Below are 22,804 nucleotides of genomic sequence, written 5' to 3'. Positions count from 1 at the left end.
ACGCTCATGATTGTCCTTGCGGTTGCTGCGGCACCGCCGCCGGCGCCGGAACCGGCGCCCACGTCAGTGCAAAACCATTGGTGTAACGAAGATCGGCGCGCTTGAGCACCTGCGCCTGCTGTGCCAGCAGCTGGGGCATCAGGCGGACGAAGCGACCGATGCGTGCGCGTGCCTCGCTGCGACCGACGACGATCCGGGCACCGTTGTCGAGGCCGAGGGTCCAGCTGCCGCGCGGATCGAGCGCGACTTCCTTCACGTCCAGGCCGATCGGCGCGAACTGCGCGCGCGACTCGTTGTAGAGCTCCACCACCTCCGCCACGCGCGTGTGCGGTCCGCCCAATTGCGGCAGACCCGCCGGAACCTCGACGCCCTTGGCCGGGAACAGCTTGCCCTGCTGCGACAGCAGCAGGTCCTTGTCCCAGCGCGCGAACGGGCGGTGCTCGACCACGATCACTTCCAGCACGTCCGGCCAGCGCTTGCGCACCTGCGCATGCTCGACCCACGGCAGCTTCGACACCGCGTCCTGCGCCGACGCCAGGTCGACGGCGAAAAAGCCGCTCTTGGCATACGGCATCAGCGTGCGGCGCAGCAGCGCCTCGTCGACGCGCTCGAACTGGCCGGTCGCGCGCAGCTTCTGCAGCGGCCACTGGCTGGCACCGATCCAGCCGTTGAGCACGGCCACGATCGGCAGCACGACCAGCGCCAGCGCGAGGATCCAGCCAACGAGGCGAAGCATGGCGTTCACGCCAGCGCACCTCCTGCGACCTTGGCCAGGCTCGACTCGAGCACGCGCCAGCACAGTTCATCGAACTCGATGCCGACCTGGCGCGCGGCCTTGGGCACCAGCGAGTGGCTGGTCATGCCGGGCGCGGTGTTCACTTCGAGCAGGTAGAGCGCGCCGGTGGTGCGATCGCGCATGAAGTCGACGCGGCCCCAGCCGTGGCAGCCGGCAGAGACGAAGGCTTCCTGCGCCAGGCGCCGGATCGTATCTTCCTCGGCGCCTTCCAGGCCCGGGCACAGGTACTGCGTGTCGTCGGCGATGTACTTGGCGTGGTAGTCGTACCACTCGCCCTTGGGGACGATGCGGATCGAAGGCAGCGCCACGTGCCGGCCACCGACCAGCAGCATCGGCACGGTCAGTTCCTCGCCGTCGATCAGCTGCTCCATCAGCAGCTCGCCCGGGTAACGGGCGGCATGCTCGACGGCGGCATCGAGGTCGGCGTCGGCGAGCACGCGCGACACGCCGACGCTGGAGCCTTCGCTCGACGGCTTGATGAACACCGGCAGGCCCAGTCCGCGCGCGGCGGCATGCACGTCGGCGCCGGGCGACAGGCGCACGTAGCGCGGCGTCGGCAGGCCTTCGCTCAGCCACACCTGCTTGGTGCGGATCTTGTCCATGGTCAGCGCCGAACCGAGCACGCTGGAACCGGTGTACGGCACGCCGAGCGCTTCGCACAGGCCCTGCAGGACGCCGTCTTCGCCGCCGCCCTTGTTGCCGTGCAGGATGTTGAACACGCGATCGACGCTGCCGGCGCGGATCGCGTCGACCAGGGCCGGGACGCCGTCGACCGCGAACGCGTCGATGCCGCGCGAGCGCAGGGCTTCGAGCACGTTGCGACCGGAGTCGAGCGAAACCTCGCGCTCGGCGCTGGTGCCGCCCATCAGCACGGCGACGCGGCCGAACACGGCGGGATCGCTGACCTGGGCGGGGCCGATCGGGAACTGCGCGCTCACTTCTTCTCTCCGTTGCTGGTTCCGTTGAAGCCGTTGGCTGCGATCTGCTGCGCGGCGTAGCCGATGTCACCGGCGCCCATCATCAGCAGCAGGTCGCCGTCGTTGAGGACATCCGGCAACACGCTGGCGAGGTCGGCCGCGCCGCTGACGACGATGGGATCGATGCGGCCACGCGCGCGGATCGCGCGCGCCAGCGACTTGGCATCGGCGCCGGCAATGGGCGCCTCGCCTGCCGGATAGACTTCGGTGAGCACCAGCACGTCGACGCTGGACAGCACCGCGGCGAACTCGTCGAACAGGTCGCGGGTACGGCTGTAGCGATGCGGCTGGAAGGCCACGACCAGGCGCTTGTCGGCCCAGCCACCACGCGCGGCGGCGAACACCGCCTCGAGCTCCTTCGGGTGGTGACCGTAGTCGTCCACCAACTGCACCTTCGCGCCCTTGGCGGTGGTCGGGCTGGCGAGCAGGTTGAAGCGGCGGCCGACGCCGGCGAATGCCTTGAGGGCGCGCGCGATCGCTTCGGCGCTGACGCCCAGCTGCCAGGCCACCGAAGCCGCCGCCAGTGCGTTCTGCACGTTGTGGCGGCCGGGCAGCGCCAGCGTCACCTGCGTGCGCGTCGCATCGGGCAGGCACAGGGTGAAACGCATGTTCGGGCCGTCCTGCTCGACGTCCTCGGCACGCACGTCGGCCACTTCGCTGAAGCCGTAGGTCATGACATGGCGCGGCGTCCTGGCTGCCAGCGCGGCCACTTCCGGGTCGTCGATGCACAGCACGGCCAGGCCGTAGAACGGCAGGCGGTGCATGAATTCCTCGAACGCCGACTGCACGTTGGCGAAATCGCCGCCGTAGTTCTCCAGATGGTCAGCGTCGATGTTGGTGACGATCGCGATCTGCGGATTCAGGCGCAGGAAGCTGCCGTCGCTTTCATCGGCCTCGGCCACCAGCCAGTCGCCCGTGCCCAGGCGGGCGTTGGCGCCGGCGGCAAGCAGCTGGCCACCGATCACGAAGGTCGGGTCGATGCCGCCCTCGGCGAGCACGCTGGCGGCCAGCGACGTCGTCGTGGTCTTGCCGTGTGTGCCGGCCACTGCGATGCCGCGCTTGAAGCGCATCAGTTCGGCCAGCATCTCCGCACGCGGCACCACCGGGATGCGCTGCGCACGCGCTTCCATCAGTTCCGGGTTGTCGGCGCGGATCGCACTGGACACCACCACACAGTCGGCACCGAGGACGTTCGCGGCGGCATGGCCGCGCTGGACGGTGATGCCGAGCGCGGCCAGGCGGCGCGTCACCGCGTTGTCGGCGTTGTCCGAACCGGAGACCTGGTAGCCCAGCGTGCCCATCACTTCGGCAATGCCGCTCATGCCGACGCCGCCGATGCCGACGAAGTGCACGCGCGGGAAGGCTTTGGCGAGGTCGCCGGTGTGCTGCAGGCGGCGACGCAGGGCGGTACTCATGGCGTGTTTCCGTGGAGCTGGATGAGGGTGGGATTGCAGGGAGCCAGGCGGTTCATTGCACCACCTCCATGACGGCATCGGCGACACGCTTGGCGGCGTCGGGCCGGGCGATCGCGTGCGCGCTTTGTGCAAGCTGCAGCAATGCGCCGCGCTCGCCGAGGATTTCGATCGTGGCCGAGATGCGGTCGCCCAGGTCGTTGCCGATGCCCTGCGGCACCAGGAATGCCGCGCCGCGATCGACCAGGTACTGCGCGTTCTTGGTCTGGTGGTCGTCGACCGCCTGCGGGAACGGCACCAGCACGCTGCCGACGCCGACCGCGCACAGCTCGGCCAGGGTCAGCGCGCCGGCGCGGCAGATCACCAGGTCGGCCCAGGCGTACGCAGCGGCCATGTCGGCGATGAACGGTTCCACCGATGCATTGACGCCGACCTTGGCGTACGCCTGCTCGGCTTCCTCGCGCATCTTCTCGCCGCTCTGGTGGCGCACTTCGCAGGCCAGGCGTCCGCGCAGGCCGGCGACGGCCTTGGGCATGGCCAGGTTCAGTGCGCGTGCGCCCTGGCTGCCGCCGAGGACGAGCAGCCGGATCGGGCCGGTGCGGGTGGCGAAGCGACCGCTCGGCGGCATCACCGCGGCGATCTCGCTGCGCACCGGATTGCCGACCACTTCTTCCTTGAGGTTCGGGAACGTGCCGGGGAACCCCGTCAGTACGTGGCGCGCGAAGCGCGCCAGCACGCGGTTGGTCAGGCCGGGGGCGCGGTTCTGTTCGTGCACGAGCAGCGGGACGCCGGCGATGCGCGCGGCTATGCCGCCGGGGCCGGCGGCATAGCCGCCGAAGCTGACGACGGCGCGCGGCTGGCGCTCGCGCAGTGTCTGCAACGCGGCGCGCACGGCGCCGATCAGGCGGAAAGGCGTCGCCAGCAATGTGCCGATGCCCTTGCCGCGCATGCCACTGACCGCGATCGTGTCGATGGCGATGTCGTGCTGCGGCACCAGGCGCGTTTCCATGCCGCCTTCGGCACCGAGCCACAGCACCGGGACGCCGCGTTCCTTGAGTTCACGCGCGACGGCCAGGCCCGGGAAGATGTGCCCACCGGTGCCGCCGGCGAGGATCATCACCGGATGCAGGTCGGAGTCGGTCGCAGCGCTCTTCATGCGATCCTCCCGAGGGTGGGTTCGACGCGCTGGCGCAGGCGGCTGGTGCCGCGCACGGCTTCGCCGGGACGCTTGGACTGCGAAGTGGCAATCGGCGCCGACGTTGCCAGCGGCGCCGAAACGGCCGGCGGCGGCGTGGTTTCGTTGCGCACGCGGGCGACCTGGCGCTGGGCGCGGTCGAGTTCGTAGGACACGCGCAGCAGCAGGCCCAGCGCGGCGCAGGTCATGATCACGCTCGAACCGCCGTAGGACACCATCGGCAGCGTCAGGCCCTTGGTCGGCAGCAGGCCGAGGTTGACGCCGATCGAGACGAAGCTCTGCAGGCTCATCCACAGCGCGATGCCGAACGCGCAGTAGCCGGCGAAGTGGCGGCGCATCTCGACGCACTTCAGGCCCAGCCAGAACGCGCGGCCGGCCAGGCCGGCATACAGCGCGACCACCGTGCACACGCCGAGGAAGCCGAACTCTTCGGCGATCACCGCCATGATGAAGTCGGTATGCGCCTCGGGCAGGTACGACAGCTTCTGCACCGATGCGCCCAGGCCGACGCCCAGCCACTCGCCGCGACCGACGGCCATCAGCGCATTGGTCAGCTGGTAGCCAGTCTTGAACGGGTCCTGCCACGGATCGAGGAACGAGGTCAGGCGGGTGACGCGGTAGGGTTCGGCGATCGCCACGATTGCCAGCAGCGGCAGGCCGACCAGCACCGGGCCGAACATGCGCGGCATGTTGACGCCGCCGAGCACGAGCATGCCTGCAGTGACGGCCAGGATCAGCGAGGACGAACCGAAGTCCGGCTGCAGCAGCAACAGCACCACCAGGCTGACGGCCACGCCGATCGGCTTGAGCATCGCTCCCCAGGTCGCGGTCACTTCCTCGCTGTAACGCTTGAGGTAGCTGGCCAGCCAGACGATGTAGAGCAGCTTCACCGCCTCGACCGCCTGGAAGTTCGACACGCCCAGGTTCAACCAGCGCCGTGCGCCGTTGACGCTGCGGCCAATGCCGGGCATGAACACCGCGATCAGCAACACGAAGCAGACCAGCAACAGCCACTGGTTGTGCTGCTCGATGGTCTTGAGCTCGGTGCGCATCACCCACAGCGCCATCACCAGGCCGATGGCCAGGAACACGACATGGCGGCTGAGGAAATAGAACGGTCCGACATCGTGACCGTCGGCGACGCCGATCGATGCCGAGCCGACCATGACCACGCCCAGGCAGGCGAGCGCGCACGAGATGCCCAGCAGCCACGGATCAAAGTGGCCGCCGATCGCATCGAGGCGGGTTGCCTGGCGAGTGGTCGAAAGGTCGGTCATCAGCGCACCTTCAGCGTCGCCAGGCCAACCAGGACGAGGACCACCGAGATGATCCAGAAGCGCACGATCACGCGTGGCTCCGGCCAGCCCTTGAGCTCGAAGTGGTGGTGGATCGGCGCCATGCGGAACACGCGCTTGCCGGTGAGCTTGAACGAGCCCACCTGGATCATCACCGACAGCGTCTCGATCACGAAGATGCCGCCCATGATCACCAGCACCAGCTCCTGGCGGACGATCACGGCGATCGTGCCAAGCACGGCGCCCAGCGCCAGCGCGCCGATGTCGCCCATGAACACCATCGCCGGGTAGGTGTTGAACCACAGGAAGCCCAGGCCGGCGCCGGCGATGGCCGCGCAGATGATCACCAGCTCACCGGCGCCGGGCACGGCCGGAATCTGCAGGTACTTGGAGAACTCGGCGTGGCCCGAGGCGTAGGCGAAGATGCCCAGCGCGCAGGCAACCAGCACCGTGGGCATGATCGCCAGGCCATCGAGGCCGTCGGTCAGGTTGACGGCGTTGGAGAAGCCGACGATCCAGAAGTAGGCGATGGCGACGAAGCCAATGCCGGCCAGCGGCAGGGCGATCGACTTGAAGAACGGCACATAGAAGGTCGTGGCCGCCGGAACGTCCGCGTACAGATAGAGATACAGGCCGGCAGCCAGGCCGAAGACCGACTGTGCGAGGTACTTCCATCGCGACTTCAGCCCGTTCGGATCGCGGCGCACGATCTTGATCCAGTCGTCGTACCAGCCGATCGCACCGAAGGCGAGCATGACCAGCAGCACCGTCCATACGTACTTGTTGCGCAGGTCGCCCCACAGCAGCACCGATGCCATCACGGCGATCAGGATCAGCGCACCGCCCATGGTCGGCGTGCCGGCCTTGGAGAAGTGCGACTGCGGGCCGTCCTTGCGGATCGGCTGGCCACCCTTGAGCTGGCCGAGGCGACGGATCACGGCAGGCCCCCACCACAGCGAGAGTGCCAGTGCGGTCAGCGCGCTGAGGATGCCGCGGAAGGTCAGGTAACTGAAAAGACCGAACAGGCTCTGCAGTTGTTCCAGCCAGCGAGTGAGTTCAAGCAGCATCGGGATTCCCCTTCTTGTCCGAGCGCGTAGCGGATCCGGCCGACGCAGGTCCGACCAGCGCAGCGACGATCCGATCCATCGCGCTGCCGCGCGAGCCCTTCACCAGCACGCGAACACCGTCGTGCAGCTCGGCGCGCAGGGCGTCAGCCAGCGCGTCATGAGTTTCGAAATGCGTTGCGCCTTCGCCATATGCCGCGGCGGCCGCAGCACTGAACTGGCCCAGCGTGAACAGCCGCGCGATGCGCGCGCTCTTGGCGCGGCGACCGGCCTCGGCATGCATGGCCTCGGCGTCGGCGCCAAGCTCGCGCATGTCGCCCAGCACCAGCCAGGCTTCGCCGCCGCCTTCCGAGAGCGTGTCGATGGCGGCCGCGAGCGAACCGGGATTGGCGTTGTAGCTGTCGTCGATCAGCACCGCACCGTTGTCGAGACGGTGCGTGATCAGGCGACCGGGCACCGACCTGGCCGAGTTGAGACCTTCGACGACCGCCTGCAGCGGTGCACCGACACCGAGCGCGAGCGCGGCTGCGGCCAGCGCATTGCGCACGTTGTGGCGGCCCGGCAGGGCAAGCGTGATCTCACCCTCGCCCTGCGGCGTCACCAGGGTGAAGCGCGAGCCGTCGACCTGGCCCTGGATGTCGCGCGCGGTGATGTCGGCGCTCGCGTCCAGGCCGAAGCGGACCAGGCGGCGACCGTGTGCACGCTCTGCGAAGTACGGTGCGAAGGCATCGTCGGCGTTGATCACCGCCACGCCATCGGCGGGCAGCGAATCGTAGATCGCGGCCTTGGTGTCGGCGACGCCGAGCAGGCTGCCCATGCGCTCCAGGTGACCCGGCGCGATGTTGTTGATCACCGAGACGTCGGGACGGACGACTGCGGTCAGGTAAGCGATGTCGCCAGGCTGGCCGGCGCCCATCTCATAGATCGAGAACTGCACGCCCTCGGGCGCATCGAGCACCGCCAGCGGCAGGCCGATCTCGTTGTTGCGGTTGCCCGGCGTGGCATAGGTCGGGCCGACCCGCTCGAGGATCGCCAGCGTCAGCGCCTTGACGCTGGTCTTGCCGTTGCTGCCGGTGATGGCGACGATCTTCTCGCCGCTGCCGCCGTCGATTCGCGTGCGCTGCACTGCCGCCGCGAGGTCGGCCAGTGCGCGCTGGGTATCGGCGACGATCACCTGCGGCAACGCGATGTCGAGCTGGCGCGACACCAGCACCGCGGCGACCTTGTCGGCCGGCAGCGCGGCGACATGATCGTGCGCATCGAAGCGCTCGCCCTTGAGGGCAATGAACAGCACCGCCCCACCCTGCGGCAGCGCGCGGGTATCGGTGGCAACCGTCGTCACCACGACGTCGGCGCCATGCAGGCGGCCGCCGGTCATGCGCGCGATCTGCGACAGATGCAGCGGCTTCATGCCCGCGCCTCCAGGGCCGCGCGCGCGACCTGGGTATCGTCGAAGGGGTACTGCACGCCCTGGATGTCCTGGTAGGGCTCGTGGCCCTTTCCGGCCACCAGCACGATGTCGGTGGGACCGGCCATGCCCACCGCGCGCGCGATCGCGGCAGCGCGGTCGCGCTGCACGCTGACCAGGGCAGGATTGGCGAAGCCGGCCATGATGTCGTCGACGATCACGTCACCGTTCTCGAAGCGCGGGTTGTCGTCGGTGACGATCACGAGGTCGGCGTGGCGCTCGGCGATTGCCGCCATCTGCGGGCGCTTGCCGCGATCACGATCGCCGCCGCAGCCGAACACGCACAGCAGGCGTGCCTGCACGTGGGCACGCAACGAGGTCAGCGCCTGCTCGAGGGCGTCGGGTGTGTGGGCGTAATCGATCACCACCAGCGGCAGTGCGCCATCGCCGCCAAGACGGTTCATGCGGCCGTGGATCGGCTGCAGCTGCGACAGCACCTGCGCGATCTGCGCCGGCTGCCCGCCCAGCGCCAGCAGCGTGCCGGCGACCGCCAGCAGGTTGTCGACGTTGAAGCGGCCGAGCAGCGGCGAGCTGACCGGATGGGCTTCGCCTTCGTGCACCAGCTCGAAGCCGATGCCGGCATTGTCGAAGCGCATTTCACGCGCCTGCAGCGTCGCGTCCTGCGCGCCGCGCGAGCTCAGGCCGATGGCGCGCACGCCTGGGGGCAACGTCGCGATCAGCTCGCGGCCGAATTCGTCGTCGAGATTGATCACCGCCGCCGACAGGCCAGGCCACGCGAACAGCCGCGCCTTGGCGGCGCCGTAGGTGGCCATGTCGCCGTGGTAGTCGAGGTGGTCACGGGTGAGGTTGGTGAACACCGCGACATCGAAATGCACGCCGTCCACGCGCCCCTGGTCGAGCGCGTGCGAGCTGGCTTCCATGGCGATGGCCTGCGCACCCTGGTCGCGCATCCGCGCAAGCAGTTCGTGCGTCTGCAGCACCAGCGGCGTGGTGAAACCGGTCGGCACGACTTCGCCGTACAGGCCTGCACCGAGCGTGCCGACGCTGCCGCTGCGGATGCCGCGCAGGTGCCAGGCCTGCGTGAGCAGTTGCACCGTGGAGGTCTTGCCGTTGGTGCCGGTGACGCCGACCACATCCATCGCCGCAGTGGCGCGGCCGTGGAAGGCATCTCCCATTTCGCCCAGGCGCGAACGCAGGCCCGGCACGGCGATGGCATCGGCGGGCGCCGGCAGGTCTTCCGGTGCCGGCGGTTCGAACAGGATCGCGCTCGCACCCGCCGCGCGCGCCTGGTCGACGAAGCGCAGGCCGTGCGCACCGAAGCCGGCGATGGCGACGAATGCGTAACCCGGCATCACCGCACGCGAATCGAGTACCAGCCCGCTGATCTGCAGCTGCGGCGGAATGCCGGCGACGTCGGGCAGCAGTTCGGCAAGCGTCATCAGGCGGCTCATCGGCCACCTCCCGGCGTGGTCACGACGCCGGTCGATACCGGCACGGCGGCCACCTGCGCCGGCGCCGGCAACACCGCGCCGGACGGCTTGCCGCCGTTGGCCCTGGCGCGCTTGGCCTCGGCCTCGGCCTGTGCCGCCATCCAGGTGTCGATGTCGTCGGGCGCAACGTCCATCAGGCGCAGCGCGCCCTCCATGACGTTCTTGAACACCGGACCGGAGACGAAACCGCCGTAATAGCCCTTCGCCGGATCGGGATCGTTGACGACCACCACCATCGAGAAGCGCGGATTGTTGACCGGTACCACGCCGGCGAAGAACGACACGTAACGGCGCGAGTAGCCGCCGGTGTCGTTGAACTTGCGCGCCGTGCCGGTCTTGCCGGCGACGTGGTAGCCGAGGATCGCTGCCTGCGTGGCGGTGCCGCCCGGCTCGGTCACCGTCTGCATCATCCGCATGATCTGGCCGGCGATCGCCGGATCGAGCACCTGCACCGGCTCGTGCTGCTCGCCGCCCTTGACGAACGTCGGCGTGATCAGCCGGCCGCCGTTGCCCAGCGCCGCATAGGCCTGGGCGATCTGCAGCGGCGTCGCCGACAGGCCGTAGCCGTAGGACATGGTCTGCTTGGTGGTGCCGCTCCAGCGCGACGGCGGCGCGAGCACGCCCGACGACTCGCCGGGGAAGCCGCTGTTGGTCTTGCGACCGTAGCCGAAGCGGTGCAGGAAGTCGTAGTACTTCTGGCTTGGGATCCGCGCGACGATCTTGGCCGCGCCGATGTTCGAGCTCTTGGTGATCACGCCGGTGGTGTCGAGCACACCGTAGTTGCGGTGGTCGGTGGTGCGGTAGCGGCCGTTAGGCATCCAGCCCGGGTTGGTGTCGAAGGTCGAATGCGCGGTGATGACGCCGGCTTCGAGCGCGGCGGCGACGGTCAGCGGCTTCATCGTCGAGCCCGGCTCGATCACGTCGGTGACGGCGCGGTTGCGGTGCGTGTCGGGATTGCCGACGCTCAGCGCGTTGGGGTTGTAGGTCGGCAGGTTGGCCATCGCCAGCACTTCGCCGGTGGCGATGTCGAGCACGACCACCGAGCCGCTGCTGGCACCGGTGCGCTGCAACGTGCCGCGCAGCTCGCGGAATGCCAGGTACTGGATGCGGCGATCGATGGTCAGGGTCAGGTCGTGGCCCGGCTCGGCCGGCTTGACCAGGTCGACGCTCTCGACGATGCGTCCGGCACCATCGCGGATCACGCGCTTGGCACCAGGCTTGCCGCGCAGCCAGTCGTCGAACGCCAGCTCCAGGCCTTCCTGGCCGAGGTCGTCGATGTTGGTGAACCCGAGGATGTGCGACATCGCCTCGCCCTGCGGGTAGAAGCGACGGAACTCGCGCTGCGAAAACACGCCCGGGGTCTTGTAGGCAAGGATCCGGCGCGCCTCGTCCGGATTGATCCGGCGCTTGAGGTAGACGAATTCCTTGTCGGCGCGCTGGCTGAGCTTGCGCGTCAGCGCCTCGCGCGAAACACCCAGCGCCTTGGCCAGCTGCGGGATGCGGGCCGGGTTGGCCAGCAGTTCCTGCGGGTTGGCCCAGATCGACTCGACCGGCGTCGACACCGCCAGCGGCTCGCCGTTGCGGTCGGTGATCATGCCGCGCGAGGTCGGGATCGGAATCTCGCGCAGCGAACGGGCATCGCCCTGCTGGCGGTAGAAGTCGTTGCTGATGACCTGCAGGTCCAGCGCGCGCGCGACCAGCGCCAGCGAGCACACGCCCAGCGCGGTGCCGACGATCAGCAAACGGTTGCGCAGGTTGAAGGAAGTGCGGCCGCGGCCCTTGCCAGCGACGCGGTCGCGCTCGCCGCCGCCGAACTTCTCGCGCAGCGCTAGCAGCCGCTCGAGCGGGCTGGGGCGGCCGGAAGGCTTGGCGTTGCGGCCGTTCATGGGCGGATCACCACGGTTTCGGCGCCTTCGGGGAACTTCATGCCGAGGCGGTCACGCGCGACCTGGTCGATGCGGTTGCTTTCGGCCCAGGTCGCCTGCTCCAGCTGCAGCCGGCCGAACTCGATGTTGAGCTCGTCGCGGGCGCGCTCCAGGCGGCTGAGCTGGACGAACAGCTGGCGATGCTGGTGACGGGCCTGCACGACCGCCAGTGCCGACACGACGTTGGCCACTACCAGCACGCTCAGCAGCAGGCGGGCGATGCTCATGCCGCCTCCTTGCCGTGCGCCGGGCCGTCAACCGGCAGCTTCTCGGCCACGCGCAGCACCGCACTGCGGGCGCGCGGATTGACCGAGGTTTCCTCGTCGAAAGCCTTCTGCGCCGAGCCGATCGCCAGCAGCACCGGCGTGAACGCCACTTCCACCGGCATGCGCCGGTTGGCCGGTGGCGCCTTGCTGTGGCGCAGGATGAACTGCTTGACGATGCGGTCTTCCAGCGAATGGAAGCTGATCACCGCCAGGCGGCCACCGGGCTTGAGCCGCGCCAGCGCCGCATCGAGGCCGATCTCCAGATCGGCCAGCTCGCGGTTGATGAAGATGCGGATCGCCTGGAAGCTGCGGGTGGCCGGGTGGATCTTGCTGTCGCCGCGCGGCATCACCGAGGCGATCAGGTCGGCCAGCTGCGCGGTGCGCAGCAACGGCTGCTCGCTGCGACGGGCCACGATCGTGCGGGCGATCTTGCGGCTCATGCGCTCTTCGCCGTAGGTCCACAGCACGTCGGCAATCTCGCGCTCATCGGCCTGGGCCAGCCACTGCGCTGCGCTCAGACCGCTGTCGGGATCCATGCGCATGTCGAGCGGGCCGTCCTTGCCGAAGCTGAAACCGCGCTCGGCGACATCGAGCTGCGGCGACGACACGCCCAGGTCGAACAGGATGCCGTCGAGGCCCGCAGCGGTCTCGTTCCACTGCGCCAGTTCGGCGAAGCTGCCACGGTAGATCGCCACGCGCGGATCCGCGGCGAACTCTCGTTCGGCAACGGCAATCGCTTCGGGATCCTTGTCCATGACCAGCAGCCGGCCTCCGGGGCCGAGTTGTTCCAGCACGCCACGCGCATGGCCGCCGCGCCCGAACGTCCCATCCAGGTACGTTCCGTTCCCGCGCACGTTCAGGCCGTCGAGCACCTGCGCGTACATCACGGGAAGGTGGCCGGAAAGCGCGCCGCGCTCCATGCCACCCACCGTCACAGCTGCAGGTCGAGAAGCTCCTCGCTCAGATCGTCGTCAGAAATGGTCTGACGGATCTGTGCGTGGTGCGCTTGCTCGCTCCACAGTTCGAACTTGTCGCCCATGCCCAGCAGCACGGCCTTCTTCTCGATGCCGACGGCGGCGCGGTGGCTGGCCGGGATGCTGATGCGGCCATTGCCGTCGAGCTCGACGAATGTCGCCGCGCCGACCAGCTTCAACTGCATGCTGCGGTTGACCTTCTTGGCCTTGGGCAGGGCATTGACCTGGTCGCGGACGCGTTCCCAGATCGCCAGCGGATAGACGTAGAGGGAGCCGGACTCGAACGGGTTGTAGGTGATGACCAGGCGGTTGCCGCATTCACGCGCGACGGCGTCACGGTAGACGGTGGGCACCGCCAGCCGGCCCTTGTCGTCAATCGTGATGGCGGTCTCACCCTGGAACATTCAGCACCTGGTTGGGGCCACCTCTAAGCGGGCGGCTTGGTCACTGAAAAACCACAAAAAACCCGGTTTTCCCTCAGATGCCCACCTTAGGCACGCCCCACAGGGTTGTCAACAAGTTTGAAGCGACAATTTCGCCAGTCGCATCAAGGGCTTGCAGCGAACTTCACAGTCTTATTCAAGACTTATCCACTAGCCTTTGTTTAGTCTCATTTTTTGAGACTGGAAGGGGTTGAGACGCCACCCTGTGCAAAGCCGACCGCAGACGCCCCGCACATGCTGCCCCGCAGCATCGACCGCCCCATTTGCGATAGCGATCACACATTAAGAATGAATATGCGATGTCTATGAGTGAGCCAGACCCACCATTTGCCCCCTCCAACCCGGGCAGGGCCAGGGGCCAGGGGCCAGGGGCCAGCTACCAGCAACCACAACCAAAGCCACAGCCCCGTTTAGTAAAGGGGGCGCCGCGGCAGCGGCAGGGAACTGGAGGCAAAAAGCCTGGGGCCCGAGTTGCGCAAGCAACTTGGGGCTCTTTAGAGCGCGAAGCGCGAAAAGAGCAGGCGGCGGAGCCGGCCTGTAAGCCGGGTTCTGTCGTGGACAGTCATTCCTCTAGGCGCAGCGTCACCGCTACGCTCAAGCAACCTACCCGGAGACACCGCGGGCCGCGGCATTGCCTCCCTATTTGGTCTTGCTCCCGGTGGGGTTTGCCGTGCCGGTCTGTTGCCAGACTCGCGGTGCGCTCTTACCGCACCGTTTCACCCTTACCACGCACGTCTTGCGACGCCGTTCGGCGGTCTGCTCTCTGTTGCACTTTCCGTCGGCTTGCGCCGCCCAGGCGTTACCTGGCACCGTGCCCTGTGGAGCCCGGACTTTCCTCGGCACCCCCGAAGGGATGACGCGACTGCCTGGCCGACTCCGCCGGTGGTGATTCTACTGCCTTCGCAGTGAATACCCCCAAAGTTTGCTGTGCAAACTTCGGGCCCCGACCGAATGGCCCCCAATTCCCTGCCGCTGCCGCGGCGCCCCCTTTACTAAAGGGGGCTGTTGCTTCGTCCTGCGCAGCGGCGATCCCCAGGCGTCAGACCGGGTCCCGGGTGCGCTTCGCTTACCCGGGCTACGTGTGGCTTCAGCTTTCGTCGGAGTTGTACAGGGCCTTGCGCGGTGCGCCGCTCAGCTCGGCCGCCAGTCTGGCTGCCTGTGAGGGCTTGAGGTGCTCGCTGAGCTTGGCGTACAGGCGCCTGCCCTCGGCGATGCTGGCATCGGCGTCGTCGCCCGCGCCTTCGACGATCACCACGAATTCGCCCTTGCGCTGGTTGGGGTCGGCCGCCACGCGTGCCTTCAACTCGTCCAGGCTGCCATCCAGGACCGTCTCGAACAGCTTGGTCAGCTCGCGACCGACCACTGCCACGCGGTCGCCGCCAAACGCCGCCGCCAGGTCTTCCAGCGACTCCTCGATGCGGTGCGCCGACTCATAGAAGATCAGCGTGCGCGGCTCGCCAGCCAAGCGCGACAGGCGCTCGCGCCTCGCCGAACCCTTGGCCGGCAGGAATCCTTCGAAGACGAAACGGTCGCTGGGCACGCCGGCAACACTGAGCGCCGCAATCGCCGCGCAGGCACCCGGTACGGGCGAGACGCGTACTCCCGCCGCACGCGCGGCGCGGACCAGGCGAAAACCCGGATCGCTCACCAGCGGCGTGCCCGCATCGGAAACCAGTGCCAGCGACTCTCCGCCAAGCAGGCGCGCCACCAGCTGCGCCGCCTGCGCGTCCTCGTTGTGCTGGTGCAAGGCCAGCAACGGCCGCTCCAGGCCGAAATGCGAGAGCAACTGGCGGGTGTGGCGGGTGTCCTCGGCGCAGATCGCGCTCACCGTCTTCAGGGTCTCCAGCGCGCGCGCGGAAAGATCGCCAAGGTTGCCGATCGGCGTAGCCACGACATGGAGGATTCCCGGAGGTGGGAGATTTGCTGCTTGGGACGTAGGCATCGTGCGTCTGCGATGGGGCCGGGTAGAATCCTAACCGGTCCCTCAGGAACGCCGCGTCGCGGCGAAAGCATGCCGATGAGCCTAGCTTCGAATCGATGGGCGATGAAATGGATCTTCGCCGCGGCAATGAGCACCGCCCTGCTCGGCGGTTGCGCCACGGTCAGCCAGACCGGCACGACGTCGCAGGCCAGCCACAACGCCACCATTGCGCAGGCCGGCGAACTGGCCCGCAGCGGCGCCGCCCTGGCCGGACCGGCGCGCACCGCCAACGATCGCCAGATCGAGCGCCTGCTGGCACAGCTCGACAACCCCACCCTCACCCGCGAAGCCGCGGCCCTGGCCGCAGGCGACCCGCTCTACAACTATGTCGGCCAGGCGCTGCTGCGCCGTGGCTTGCCGCTGCCGCGCCCGTTCGACCGCAGCGCCTGGCACTTCGATGCCGCCAATCGTCCGCCGGCCGACAGCGACGGCTACCGCCCGCCGGTGAAGCTGGCCGTGCTGCTGCCGATGTCGGGCAGTCTCGCGGTGCCGGCGACGCCGGTGCGCGACGGCCTCCTCGCCGGCTACTACGGCGAAGCCCGCCGCCGCCCCGACATCAGCTTCTACGACACCGCCGGCACCACCGGCGGCGCGCTGGCGGCCTACGACCTGGCCGCTGCGGAAGGCAATGATTTCGTCATCGGCCCGCTCGGCCGCGATGAAGTCAACGCGCTGTTCGGCAAGGCCGCGCTGCCGGTGCCGGTGCTCGCGCTCAACCGTGGCGACGTCTCGCCGCCGAACGGCAATGCCAGCTTCTCGCTGTCGCCGGAAGACGAAGGCATTGCCGCAGCCGAATACCTGCTCGGCCGCGGTGCGCGCCGCGTGCTGGTGATCGGCGGCAGCGACGACTCCCAGCAACGTGCCGTCACCAGCCTGCGTGATCGCCTTGTCGAACGCGGCGGCGAAGTCACTGACGTCGTCAGCGAAGGCATCGCCGACCTCGCGCCGTATGCGCAGAAGGCCGGCGGCGTCGACGCGGTGTTCCTGGCCATCAAGGGCAGCAATGCACGCACGCTGATGCCGAAGCTCGCGCTGGCCGGCCTGGCCGGCAAGCCGCGCGTTGCCACCTCTCAGGTGCTGTCGGGCACGGGCAAGCCTGAAGAGGATCGCATCCTCGACGGCATCATCTTCCCGAGCGACGTGTGGACCACGCGCGGCGTCGCCGGCCTGCCGCCGGCAGGCAACGTCGGCGCGCAACTGTCGAGCGCGAAGGGTGGCGGTGCGCGCCTGTTCGCATTCGGCTTCGATGCCTGGCAGATCACCGCCTACCTGCAGCGGCTGGCCACCAGTGCCGACGGCAAGATCGACGGCGCGACCGGCACGCTGCGCCTGGATGGCTTCGGCAACGTGCTGCGCACGCCGGCATGGTCGACGTTCAGCGCCGGCGTCGCCGTGCCGCTGCTCAATGCCTTCCAGCGCTGACCAGCGCAGCAAAGGCGCGGCGGTGGAAGCCGCCGCGCGCCAATACCTCATCGACGCAGGGCTGCGCGACGTAGCCGCGAACGCCAACTACCGCGTCGGCGAACTAGATTTGGTGATGCTCGACGGCATCACGCTGGTGTTCGTCGAAGTCCGGTTCCGGCGCAGCTCCCGCTTCGGCGGCGGCGCCGACTCGGTCGACGTGCGCAAACGCCGCAAGCTGGTTCGCGCGGCGATGGCCTTCCTCGCAAGGAATCGCCGCTACGCCGATGGCGCCTGCCGTTTCGACGTGATCGAAGCCGAGGGCGATCCGCAGGCACCGCGCTTCAACTGGCTGCGCGACGCGTTCCGCGCCGACGACTGCTGACACATGCCCACCGTCGGCATTCGTCCGAGACAAACACCATGTCCATCCCCGTCTTCTGCGCCATCTACCGCTGGCGCCTGCACCCCGGATCCGAAGAGGCGTTTGTCGCGGCGTGGTCGACGATCACCCGGTTGCTGCTGACCGAGCGCGGCTCAATGGGCTCACGCCTGCATCGTGGTCCGGATGACATCTGGTACAGCTACACGCAATGGCCATCGGCAGCGGCCAAGGCGGAAGGCTTGTCCCGGCCTTCGGTCGATCCCGAATCCTGGCAACTGTTGCGCGATTGCATCGCCGAGAGCCTGCCGGAACTGATCCTCGAACCGGTCTCGGATTTCCTGCAGCCGCTTTGTTCGTCGCCCTAGGTATCCAGGGCAGGACGCTCGCACCCGCCGGCAGCTTCACGACGCGATGGCGATTTCGATTGCGCCTGTTGCACGGCCCGGACCATGCCGTGCAGATCGTCCTTCAGCAGGTAAGCCTGCACCCTCGACGCGGTAGCGCGCGCCGCCACGTCTTCTTCGAACGCACCCGATACCAGCACGAACGGAATGGCGGGCTCGAACTCGCGCACGATGTCCAGGGCGTCGAACCCGCTGAACGCCGGCATCGACACGTCAGAGACGACCAGGTCTGCGCCTGCCAACATCGCCGCGCGCAACTCCGATGCCGATTGCACGTGCACGAAGCGTGCGCGGATACCAGCGTCGGTCAACTGCAGCGACACCAGTTCGGCGTCGTCGGCATCATCCTCGACCAGGATGATGCACAGCGCATCGGCATTCGGGTCCGCGGCCGATCCCATGTCAGTCCATCGCCGGCGGTTCGTTGATCACCGCCCAGAACTTGCCCAGGACCTTCACCGCCTGGAAGAACTGGTCGCCATCCACCGGCTTGACCACGTAGGCGTTGACGCCCAGGTTCCAGCCGGCGGCGAGATCGCTTTCCTCGCGCGAGGACGACAGGATCACGACCGGCGTGTGCCTGAGCTTGTCGTCGCTGCGGATCTGCTGGAGGACTTCCAGGCCGTCCATGCGCGGCATCTTGATGTCCAGCAGCAGCACCGCGGGATGGCCTTCGGGGCGGTCGGCGAAGCGACCGCGCCGGTGCAGGTAGTCCATCGCCTCGACGCCATCCTCGACGTGGACGATGGGGTTGACCAGGTTGGCGTCGCGCAGCGCGTCGATCGCCATTTCGGCGTCGGCGTGACTGTCTTCGGCGAGCAGGATGGTGCGGTATTCGGTCATTGCATGGGCCCGGTTATGGACGGCGGCGCATCGAGCACGGCCGGCAGGGTGAATCGGAAGATGGCGCCCCGGTCGGGCTCGGATTCGGCGCTGACGCTGCCGCCGTGCCGTGCCAGCACGCGCTTGACGCTGGCCAGGCCAATGCCGGTGCCGGGAAAGTCGCTGGCCTTGTGAAGGCGCTGGAACACACCGAACAGCTTGCCGGCATAGGCCATGTCGAAGCCGGCACCGTTGTCGCGCACGCTGAACTCGTGGCGGCCGTCGTCCAGGCGCTGGTGCGTCACTTCGACCTGGCTGCGTTCGCGGTTGCTGCTGTACTTGACGGCGTTGCCAAGCAGGTTGAGCCAGACCTGGCGCATCATGTTCTCGTCGGCGACCACGATCGGCAGCGGCTGGATCTTCCACGAGACCTGCTGCGAACTGCCGTCCGCGGCCAGGTTCGCATCAAGCATCGCGCGGGTCTCGTCGACCGTGGACTGCATGTCGACCGGCTGCAGGCGCAGCGCGCTGCGGCCCAGGCGCGAATACACGAGCAGGTCATCGATCAGCTGCGACATGCGCTTGGCCGAATTGCTGATGATGTCCAGGTAATGCAGGCTCTTTTCGTCGGCATCCTCGCCCAGGTGGCGGGCCAGCTTGTCCGAGAACCCGGCCACGTGGCGCAGCGGCGCACGCAGGTCGTGCGACACCGAGTAGCTGAAGGCCTCCAGTTCGCGATTGACCTCCGAGACCTGGTCGACCTTGCCTTCGAGCTGGCGATTGAGCTCGTTGATCCTGCGCTGGGTCGCCTTCTGTGCAGACACGTCGCTGACGGTCAGCAGTGCGACATCGTCTTCGCGATCGGGCAGCGACATGCGGCTGGCATTGATCAGCACGATGCGCTCGACGCCGTTGGTCGTGGTCTGCACCTGCTCGAAATCCCACAGTTCGCGCCCGCGGGAAAGCACATCGCCCAGGCGTTGTTGCAGGATCGCATCGGTCCACGCGGAATTGGCCGCGAGCTTCTGGCCGTCGCCTGTCCTGCCATACAGCTGCTCGAATGCAGCGTTGTGCATGACCACACGCTGGTCTGCATCGATCAGTGCGATGGGTTCGCGGACCGTCTGCAACACCGCCAGGGCGCGTGCGCTGGCCTGGCGCGACTGCCGCTCGGCGGACAATCGCTTCGAGACCTGCCGTGCCAGCAACCACGTCACCAGGACCAGCAGCAGCACCTGCACCAGCATCGACCCCCAACCCAGCCAGCGTGCCCAGGCACGCTGGCGCTCGGCATCCCTGACGCGCCTGTCGAGCAGCGCCTGCTCGTTGGCGAGCATCTCGCGAATGACGTTGCGGATGGGAAAGCGCGTGACCAGCGGCGTGACCACCGGCCCGGCGCTGGCGGGATTGGTCCTGACCAACTCGTCGACGACTTCCAGGCGGCGTGCGATCCGTTCGCCCAGTCGGCCCAGCAGCAGTTGCTGGCGCGGGTTGTCGGCGGTCAGGGCAGCCAGTGCACGCAACTGTCCAGGAATCTCCTCGCGCCCCTGGGAAATGCGTTGCCGGGCCAGCGGCAGGTCGCCACCGAGCACCACCACCATCGACGCCGATTCCACTTCACGAACGTTGAGCGCCAGGCCGGCGACGGCCGATTCCACCTCATGGGTGTGCGCCACGGCATCGGCCGCCTCGAGGTTGTCCCGGGACAGGTTCTGCAGGAACAGGAACGGGACGACGACGATCAGAAGAATGCCCGCGGCGATGGCAGGCACCCGCCATCGTCCCAAGCTCTCCCGGGTATCGGAAACATTCATTTGCCCCCTGACCATTGCCGCGATGGCTGGCGAGGCCAGCCAAGTGACCGGCGGCAGCCCCCCGGCCCAGCGGCCGATGCTATCTGATTTGCCGCGACGATTCAGGCGGCGGGGCCGTGGCCTGGCGGGCCTCATGTGTTGTGAGCCCGCGCCGACCCGCATAGGCTGCACGGAAACCGCCAGCCCTCCCCTTCACTCCTGCAGGCATCCGCATGAACCGCATCCAGCTTGCTGCGCTCACCGCTGCACTCACGTCCGCCTGCCTGCTCGCCGGATGCTCCCGGCCGCAGCCGGCCGCGAACGATGCTGCGACTGCCCCTGCGGGCGCGACACCCGAAGCTCCCACCGCGACCGCGGCCACCGCGGTCCCGGCAACTCAGGACGTCTTCCGCTTCAAGGTCGGAACGCTCGACGCAGTTGCATTGGAGGATGGCGACATCGACGCGGCCAACGACGGCAAGACGTTCGCTGTCGGCCAGGCACCGGCCGACGTCGCCGCGCTGCTGACCGCGGCAGGCCAGCCGACCGACATGCTGCACCTGAGCATCCAGCCGTTGCTGGTTCGCAGCGGTGCACAGGTCCTGCTGTTCGACACCGGCGCCGGCGATGTGTCCTGGGCACGCGCCGGCCGTCTGCAGGCATCGCTGCGCGCCGCAGGCGTGGAGCCGGCGCAGGTCACCGACATCTTCCTTTCGCACCAGCACCAGGACCACACCGGTGGCCTGCTGGCGCGCGATGGCACGCTCGCCTTCGCCAATGCCGCCATCCATGTTTCTGCCGCCGAATGGGCATCGCTCAAGGGCGACGGCGATGCGGCCGCCCTCGTGGCCGCGATGACGCCGAAGGTCGTCACGTTCCAGCCCGGCGCGACGGTCATCCCGGGCGTGGTCACCGCCGTGGACGTCGCCGGGCACACGCCCGGCCACAGCGCCTACGAGATCCAGTCCGGCAGCGAACGCCTGCTCTACATCGGCGATGCGGCGCATCACTTCGTGATCTCCGTGCAGCGACCGGACTGGACCGTGCAGTACGACCAGGACGCGCCACGGGCGCAGGCCAGCCGACGCGCACTTCTGCAGCGCGCCGCTGACGGCAACCTGCGCGTCTATTCGGTGCATTTCCCGTTCCCCGGCCTGGGCCACTTCAAGGCGCAGGGCGACAGCTTCGTATGGGTTCCCGAGCACTGAAGCGCACGACGCGACATGGGCAGGCCAACCGCGGTCGGGGCGTGTTGGCCATGTGAACGTCGCCGTCCGGGCTGAGCCTATGATGGCGCCCGAAGCGCCCCCCGCACCGGCCGCCATGGTCGACCGCAAACCCGGGCGTCTTGCGATTGGAGACTGCCAATGCGCATTTCCGCACGCCACCTTCCGATCGCCGCCTTGCTGTTCGTTGCGGCTGCAGGAGCAGCGCCGCAGACGACCGCACCCGCTGCGGCGCAGGCCGCGACCTCGGCGCCTTCCGACGCCTTCAGCGCCGAACAGCTCGACCAGATGATGGCGCCGCTGGCGCTCTATCCGGATTCGCTGCTCGCACAGGTGCTGATGGCATCCACCTATCCCGGCGACGTTGCCGATGCGGTCAAGTGGTCCAAGGCACATCCCGATGCCAAGGGCGATGACGCCGTGCGCCAGGTCGGCAGCCAGTCCTGGGATCCAAGCGTGCAGTCGCTGGTCGCGTTCCCGCAGGTGCTGGACCTGCTGGGCAAGGATCCGGCCTGGGTGCAGCGCATGGGCGACGCGTTCCTGGCCCAGCCCGATGCGGTGATGGATTCGGTGCAGCGGCTTCGCCGACAGGCGCAGTCGGCCGGCAACCTCAAGTCCACCGAGCAACTGAAGGTCAGCAGCGAGCCGGCCGCCGGCTCGACGACCACGGTGGCACCGGCAGCATCGACGATCATCATCGAGCCGGCCGACCCGCAGGTGGTGTACGTGCCGGCCTACAACTCGACCACGGTCTACGGTACCTGGCCCTACCCTTCGTACCCGCCGTACTACTACCCGCCGTCGCCGTACTACTACCCGGGCGGCGCGCTCTGGGCAGGCCTGGCCTTCGGCACCGGCGTGGCGATCACCGCCGCGCTGTGGGGTGACTTCAACTGGGGCCACGGCGACATCGACATCAACGTCGACCGCTACAACAACATCAACAGCAACCGCCAGATCAACCGCGGCGACAACACCTGGCGCCACAACGCGGCCAACCGCGACGGCGTGCCCTATCGCGACCGCGCCAGCCGCGAGCAGTTCGGCCGGCAGAAGGACGGCGCCGGACAGCGCGACAACTTCCGCGGCCACGATCCGGCCCGCGCCGCCGATCGCGAACGCGCGCGCCAGTCGATGTCGCAGCGCGGCTTCGACACGCCGGCGGCGAGCAACCGCGAGGCGCGCGATCGCGCGGGACAGGCGTCGCAGCAGATGAACCGCCAGCAGGCCGGCACGCGCGACGCCGGCGCACGCCAGGGCGCGCAGAACCGCGCCGACTCGCAGCGCAACGCGCAGGCGCGCCAGGGCACGCGCCAGCAGTACCAGGGCAACCGGGGCGGGCAGAACAACGCATTCTCCGGCGCGGGCAATCCGGGCCAGACCCGTGCATCGGCCAATCGCGGCCACGGCAGCTATTCGGCATCGCAGCGACCGTCCAGTGCACGCGGTGGCGGCCGGCAGATGCAGCGCCCGTCGCGCCCGCCGCGCTCGGGTGGCGGCGCACGACGTCGTTGACAGGAGACGAA

Annotated in this window: 21 protein-coding genes and 1 other RNA gene; 5 read left to right on the top strand and 17 right to left on the bottom strand. The window is 68.4% G+C overall.

The annotated features are described in order from the left end of the window. Positions 1-4: 4 nt before the first annotated feature. The 14 genes from MNR01_RS14670 to rsmI form a co-directional block, all read right to left on the bottom strand. Positions 5-745, bottom strand: a complete 741-nt coding sequence (locus tag MNR01_RS14670) for a cell division protein FtsQ/DivIB (RefSeq protein WP_241918498.1) — start codon at positions 743-745, stop codon at positions 5-7. Next, positions 742-1,734 carry a D-alanine--D-alanine ligase gene (locus MNR01_RS14665; protein ID WP_241918497.1) on the bottom strand — a complete coding sequence of 331 codons (993 nt, stop codon included), beginning with the start codon at positions 1,732-1,734 and terminating at the stop codon, positions 742-744. The genes MNR01_RS14670 and MNR01_RS14665 overlap by 4 nt, the downstream gene beginning before the upstream one ends. Further along, positions 1,731-3,176 (bottom strand): UDP-N-acetylmuramate--L-alanine ligase, encoded by a 1,446-nt coding sequence (murC, locus tag MNR01_RS14660; protein WP_241920643.1) that lies wholly within the window; start codon positions 3,174-3,176, stop codon positions 1,731-1,733. The genes MNR01_RS14665 and murC overlap by 4 nt, the downstream gene beginning before the upstream one ends. Positions 3,177-3,240: 64 nt before the next feature. Beyond that, on the bottom strand, positions 3,241-4,341 hold the full coding sequence (gene murG, locus MNR01_RS14655) for an undecaprenyldiphospho-muramoylpentapeptide beta-N-acetylglucosaminyltransferase (RefSeq protein WP_241918496.1): 1,101 nt from the start codon (positions 4,339-4,341) through the stop codon (positions 3,241-3,243). Next, the gene (gene ftsW / locus MNR01_RS14650; RefSeq protein ID WP_241918495.1) at positions 4,338-5,657 is read right to left on the bottom strand and encodes a putative lipid II flippase FtsW; all 1,320 of its coding nucleotides are present in this window, start codon (positions 5,655-5,657) and stop codon (positions 4,338-4,340) included. Before ftsW ends, murG begins: the two co-directional genes overlap by 4 nt. Beyond that, complete coding sequence (mraY, locus tag MNR01_RS14645) at positions 5,657-6,742, bottom strand: phospho-N-acetylmuramoyl-pentapeptide-transferase (RefSeq protein ID WP_241918494.1); 1,086 nt, start codon at positions 6,740-6,742, stop codon at positions 5,657-5,659. Before mraY ends, ftsW begins: the two co-directional genes overlap by 1 nt. After that, complete coding sequence (gene murF / locus MNR01_RS14640; RefSeq protein WP_241918493.1) at positions 6,732-8,150, bottom strand: UDP-N-acetylmuramoyl-tripeptide--D-alanyl-D-alanine ligase; 1,419 nt, start codon at positions 8,148-8,150, stop codon at positions 6,732-6,734. The genes mraY and murF overlap by 11 nt, the downstream gene beginning before the upstream one ends. Further along, complete coding sequence (locus tag MNR01_RS14635; protein WP_241918492.1) at positions 8,147-9,619, bottom strand: UDP-N-acetylmuramoyl-L-alanyl-D-glutamate--2,6-diaminopimelate ligase; 1,473 nt, start codon at positions 9,617-9,619, stop codon at positions 8,147-8,149. Before MNR01_RS14635 ends, murF begins: the two co-directional genes overlap by 4 nt. After that, complete coding sequence (locus MNR01_RS14630; protein WP_345779016.1) at positions 9,616-11,544, bottom strand: penicillin-binding protein 2; 1,929 nt, start codon at positions 11,542-11,544, stop codon at positions 9,616-9,618. The genes MNR01_RS14635 and MNR01_RS14630 overlap by 4 nt, the downstream gene beginning before the upstream one ends. Next, a complete protein-coding gene (gene ftsL / locus MNR01_RS14625; protein WP_241920641.1) occupies positions 11,541-11,804 on the bottom strand; it encodes a cell division protein FtsL in 264 nt (87 codons plus the stop codon). The genes MNR01_RS14630 and ftsL overlap by 4 nt, the downstream gene beginning before the upstream one ends. A 2-nt stretch (positions 11,805-11,806) precedes the next feature. Beyond that, positions 11,807-12,769: a 16S rRNA (cytosine(1402)-N(4))-methyltransferase RsmH gene (rsmH, locus tag MNR01_RS14620; RefSeq protein WP_241918491.1), complete on the bottom strand. Its 963-nt coding sequence runs from the start codon at positions 12,767-12,769 to the stop codon at positions 11,807-11,809. An 11-nt stretch (positions 12,770-12,780) separates the two neighbouring features. Next, positions 12,781-13,227: a division/cell wall cluster transcriptional repressor MraZ gene (gene mraZ, locus MNR01_RS14615; RefSeq protein WP_241918490.1), complete on the bottom strand. Its 447-nt coding sequence runs from the start codon at positions 13,225-13,227 to the stop codon at positions 12,781-12,783. Positions 13,228-13,788: 561 nt separating this feature from the next. Continuing rightward, positions 13,789-14,144, bottom strand: an RNA gene (gene rnpB / locus MNR01_RS14610) — RNase P RNA component class A. Between the two features lie 209 nt (positions 14,145-14,353). Then, the gene (gene rsmI / locus MNR01_RS14605; RefSeq protein ID WP_241918489.1) at positions 14,354-15,208 is read right to left on the bottom strand and encodes a 16S rRNA (cytidine(1402)-2'-O)-methyltransferase; all 855 of its coding nucleotides are present in this window, start codon (positions 15,206-15,208) and stop codon (positions 14,354-14,356) included. A gap of 102 nt (positions 15,209-15,310) precedes the next feature. Here rsmI and MNR01_RS14600 point away from each other — a divergent pair, with 102 nt between their 5' ends. The 3 genes from MNR01_RS14600 to MNR01_RS14590 are packed head-to-tail and all read left to right on the top strand — an operon-like array spanning position 15,311 to position 17,398. Continuing rightward, positions 15,311-16,669, top strand: coding sequence for a penicillin-binding protein activator (locus tag MNR01_RS14600; RefSeq protein WP_241918488.1), 1,359 nt, complete (start codon positions 15,311-15,313; stop codon positions 16,667-16,669). Further along, positions 16,653-17,033, top strand: coding sequence for a YraN family protein (locus MNR01_RS14595; RefSeq protein WP_241918487.1), 381 nt, complete (start codon positions 16,653-16,655; stop codon positions 17,031-17,033). Before MNR01_RS14600 ends, MNR01_RS14595 begins: the two co-directional genes overlap by 17 nt. A gap of 38 nt (positions 17,034-17,071) precedes the next feature. Next, positions 17,072-17,398, top strand: coding sequence for an antibiotic biosynthesis monooxygenase family protein (locus MNR01_RS14590; RefSeq protein WP_241918486.1), 327 nt, complete (start codon positions 17,072-17,074; stop codon positions 17,396-17,398). Here MNR01_RS14590 and MNR01_RS14585 read toward each other — a convergent pair. The 3 genes from MNR01_RS14585 to MNR01_RS14575 are packed head-to-tail and all read right to left on the bottom strand — an operon-like array spanning position 17,395 to position 20,073. Next, positions 17,395-17,838 carry a response regulator gene (locus MNR01_RS14585; protein WP_241918485.1) on the bottom strand — a complete coding sequence of 148 codons (444 nt, stop codon included), beginning with the start codon at positions 17,836-17,838 and terminating at the stop codon, positions 17,395-17,397. The genes MNR01_RS14590 and MNR01_RS14585 overlap by 4 nt on opposite strands. Position 17,839: 1 nt before the next feature. After that, positions 17,840-18,280 carry a response regulator gene (locus MNR01_RS14580; protein WP_241918484.1) on the bottom strand — a complete coding sequence of 147 codons (441 nt, stop codon included), beginning with the start codon at positions 18,278-18,280 and terminating at the stop codon, positions 17,840-17,842. After that, on the bottom strand, positions 18,277-20,073 hold the full coding sequence (locus MNR01_RS14575) for an ATP-binding protein (protein ID WP_241918483.1): 1,797 nt from the start codon (positions 20,071-20,073) through the stop codon (positions 18,277-18,279). The genes MNR01_RS14580 and MNR01_RS14575 overlap by 4 nt, the downstream gene beginning before the upstream one ends. A gap of 212 nt (positions 20,074-20,285) precedes the next feature. Between MNR01_RS14575 and MNR01_RS14570 the strand changes: the two genes are divergently transcribed. Next, positions 20,286-21,260 (top strand): MBL fold metallo-hydrolase, encoded by a 975-nt coding sequence (locus MNR01_RS14570; protein ID WP_241918482.1) that lies wholly within the window; start codon positions 20,286-20,288, stop codon positions 21,258-21,260. Between the two features lie 159 nt (positions 21,261-21,419). Next, a complete protein-coding gene (locus MNR01_RS14565; protein ID WP_241918481.1) occupies positions 21,420-22,793 on the top strand; it encodes a DUF3300 domain-containing protein in 1,374 nt (457 codons plus the stop codon). Positions 22,794-22,804 lie beyond the last annotated feature (11 nt).

The organism is Lysobacter sp. S4-A87, assembly GCF_022637455.1.
GTDB lineage: Bacteria > Pseudomonadota > Gammaproteobacteria > Xanthomonadales > Xanthomonadaceae > Lysobacter_J.
This window is presented reverse-complemented; position numbering and strand designations above follow the sequence as displayed.

Bases quoted from the DNA above. Each gene is read 5' to 3' on its own strand.
- mraZ (WP_241918490.1), bottom strand. From the start codon at position 13,227: ATGTTCCAGGGTGAGACCGCCATCACGATTGACGACAAGGGCCGGCTG.
- mraY (WP_241918494.1), bottom strand. From the start codon at position 6,742: ATGCTGCTTGAACTCACTCGCTGGCTGGAACAACTGCAGAGCCTGTTC.
- MNR01_RS14590 (WP_241918486.1), top strand. From the start codon at position 17,072: ATGTCCATCCCCGTCTTCTGCGCCATCTACCGCTGGCGCCTGCACCCC.
- MNR01_RS14575 (WP_241918483.1), bottom strand. From the start codon at position 20,073: ATGAATGTTTCCGATACCCGGGAGAGCTTGGGACGATGGCGGGTGCCT.
- MNR01_RS14565 (WP_241918481.1), top strand. From the start codon at position 21,420: ATGCGCATTTCCGCACGCCACCTTCCGATCGCCGCCTTGCTGTTCGTT.
- MNR01_RS14585 (WP_241918485.1), bottom strand. From the start codon at position 17,838: ATGGGATCGGCCGCGGACCCGAATGCCGATGCGCTGTGCATCATCCTG.
- MNR01_RS14635 (WP_241918492.1), bottom strand. From the start codon at position 9,619: ATGAGCCGCCTGATGACGCTTGCCGAACTGCTGCCCGACGTCGCCGGC.
- MNR01_RS14595 (WP_241918487.1), top strand. From the start codon at position 16,653: ATGCCTTCCAGCGCTGACCAGCGCAGCAAAGGCGCGGCGGTGGAAGCC.
- MNR01_RS14600 (WP_241918488.1), top strand. From the start codon at position 15,311: ATGAAATGGATCTTCGCCGCGGCAATGAGCACCGCCCTGCTCGGCGGT.
- ftsW (WP_241918495.1), bottom strand. From the start codon at position 5,657: ATGACCGACCTTTCGACCACTCGCCAGGCAACCCGCCTCGATGCGATC.
- rsmH (WP_241918491.1), bottom strand. From the start codon at position 12,769: ATGGAGCGCGGCGCGCTTTCCGGCCACCTTCCCGTGATGTACGCGCAG.
- rsmI (WP_241918489.1), bottom strand. From the start codon at position 15,208: ATGCCTACGTCCCAAGCAGCAAATCTCCCACCTCCGGGAATCCTCCAT.
- MNR01_RS14630 (WP_345779016.1), bottom strand. From the start codon at position 11,544: ATGAACGGCCGCAACGCCAAGCCTTCCGGCCGCCCCAGCCCGCTCGAG.
- murG (WP_241918496.1), bottom strand. From the start codon at position 4,341: ATGAAGAGCGCTGCGACCGACTCCGACCTGCATCCGGTGATGATCCTC.
- MNR01_RS14570 (WP_241918482.1), top strand. From the start codon at position 20,286: ATGAACCGCATCCAGCTTGCTGCGCTCACCGCTGCACTCACGTCCGCC.
- MNR01_RS14580 (WP_241918484.1), bottom strand. From the start codon at position 18,280: ATGACCGAATACCGCACCATCCTGCTCGCCGAAGACAGTCACGCCGAC.
- murF (WP_241918493.1), bottom strand. From the start codon at position 8,150: ATGAAGCCGCTGCATCTGTCGCAGATCGCGCGCATGACCGGCGGCCGC.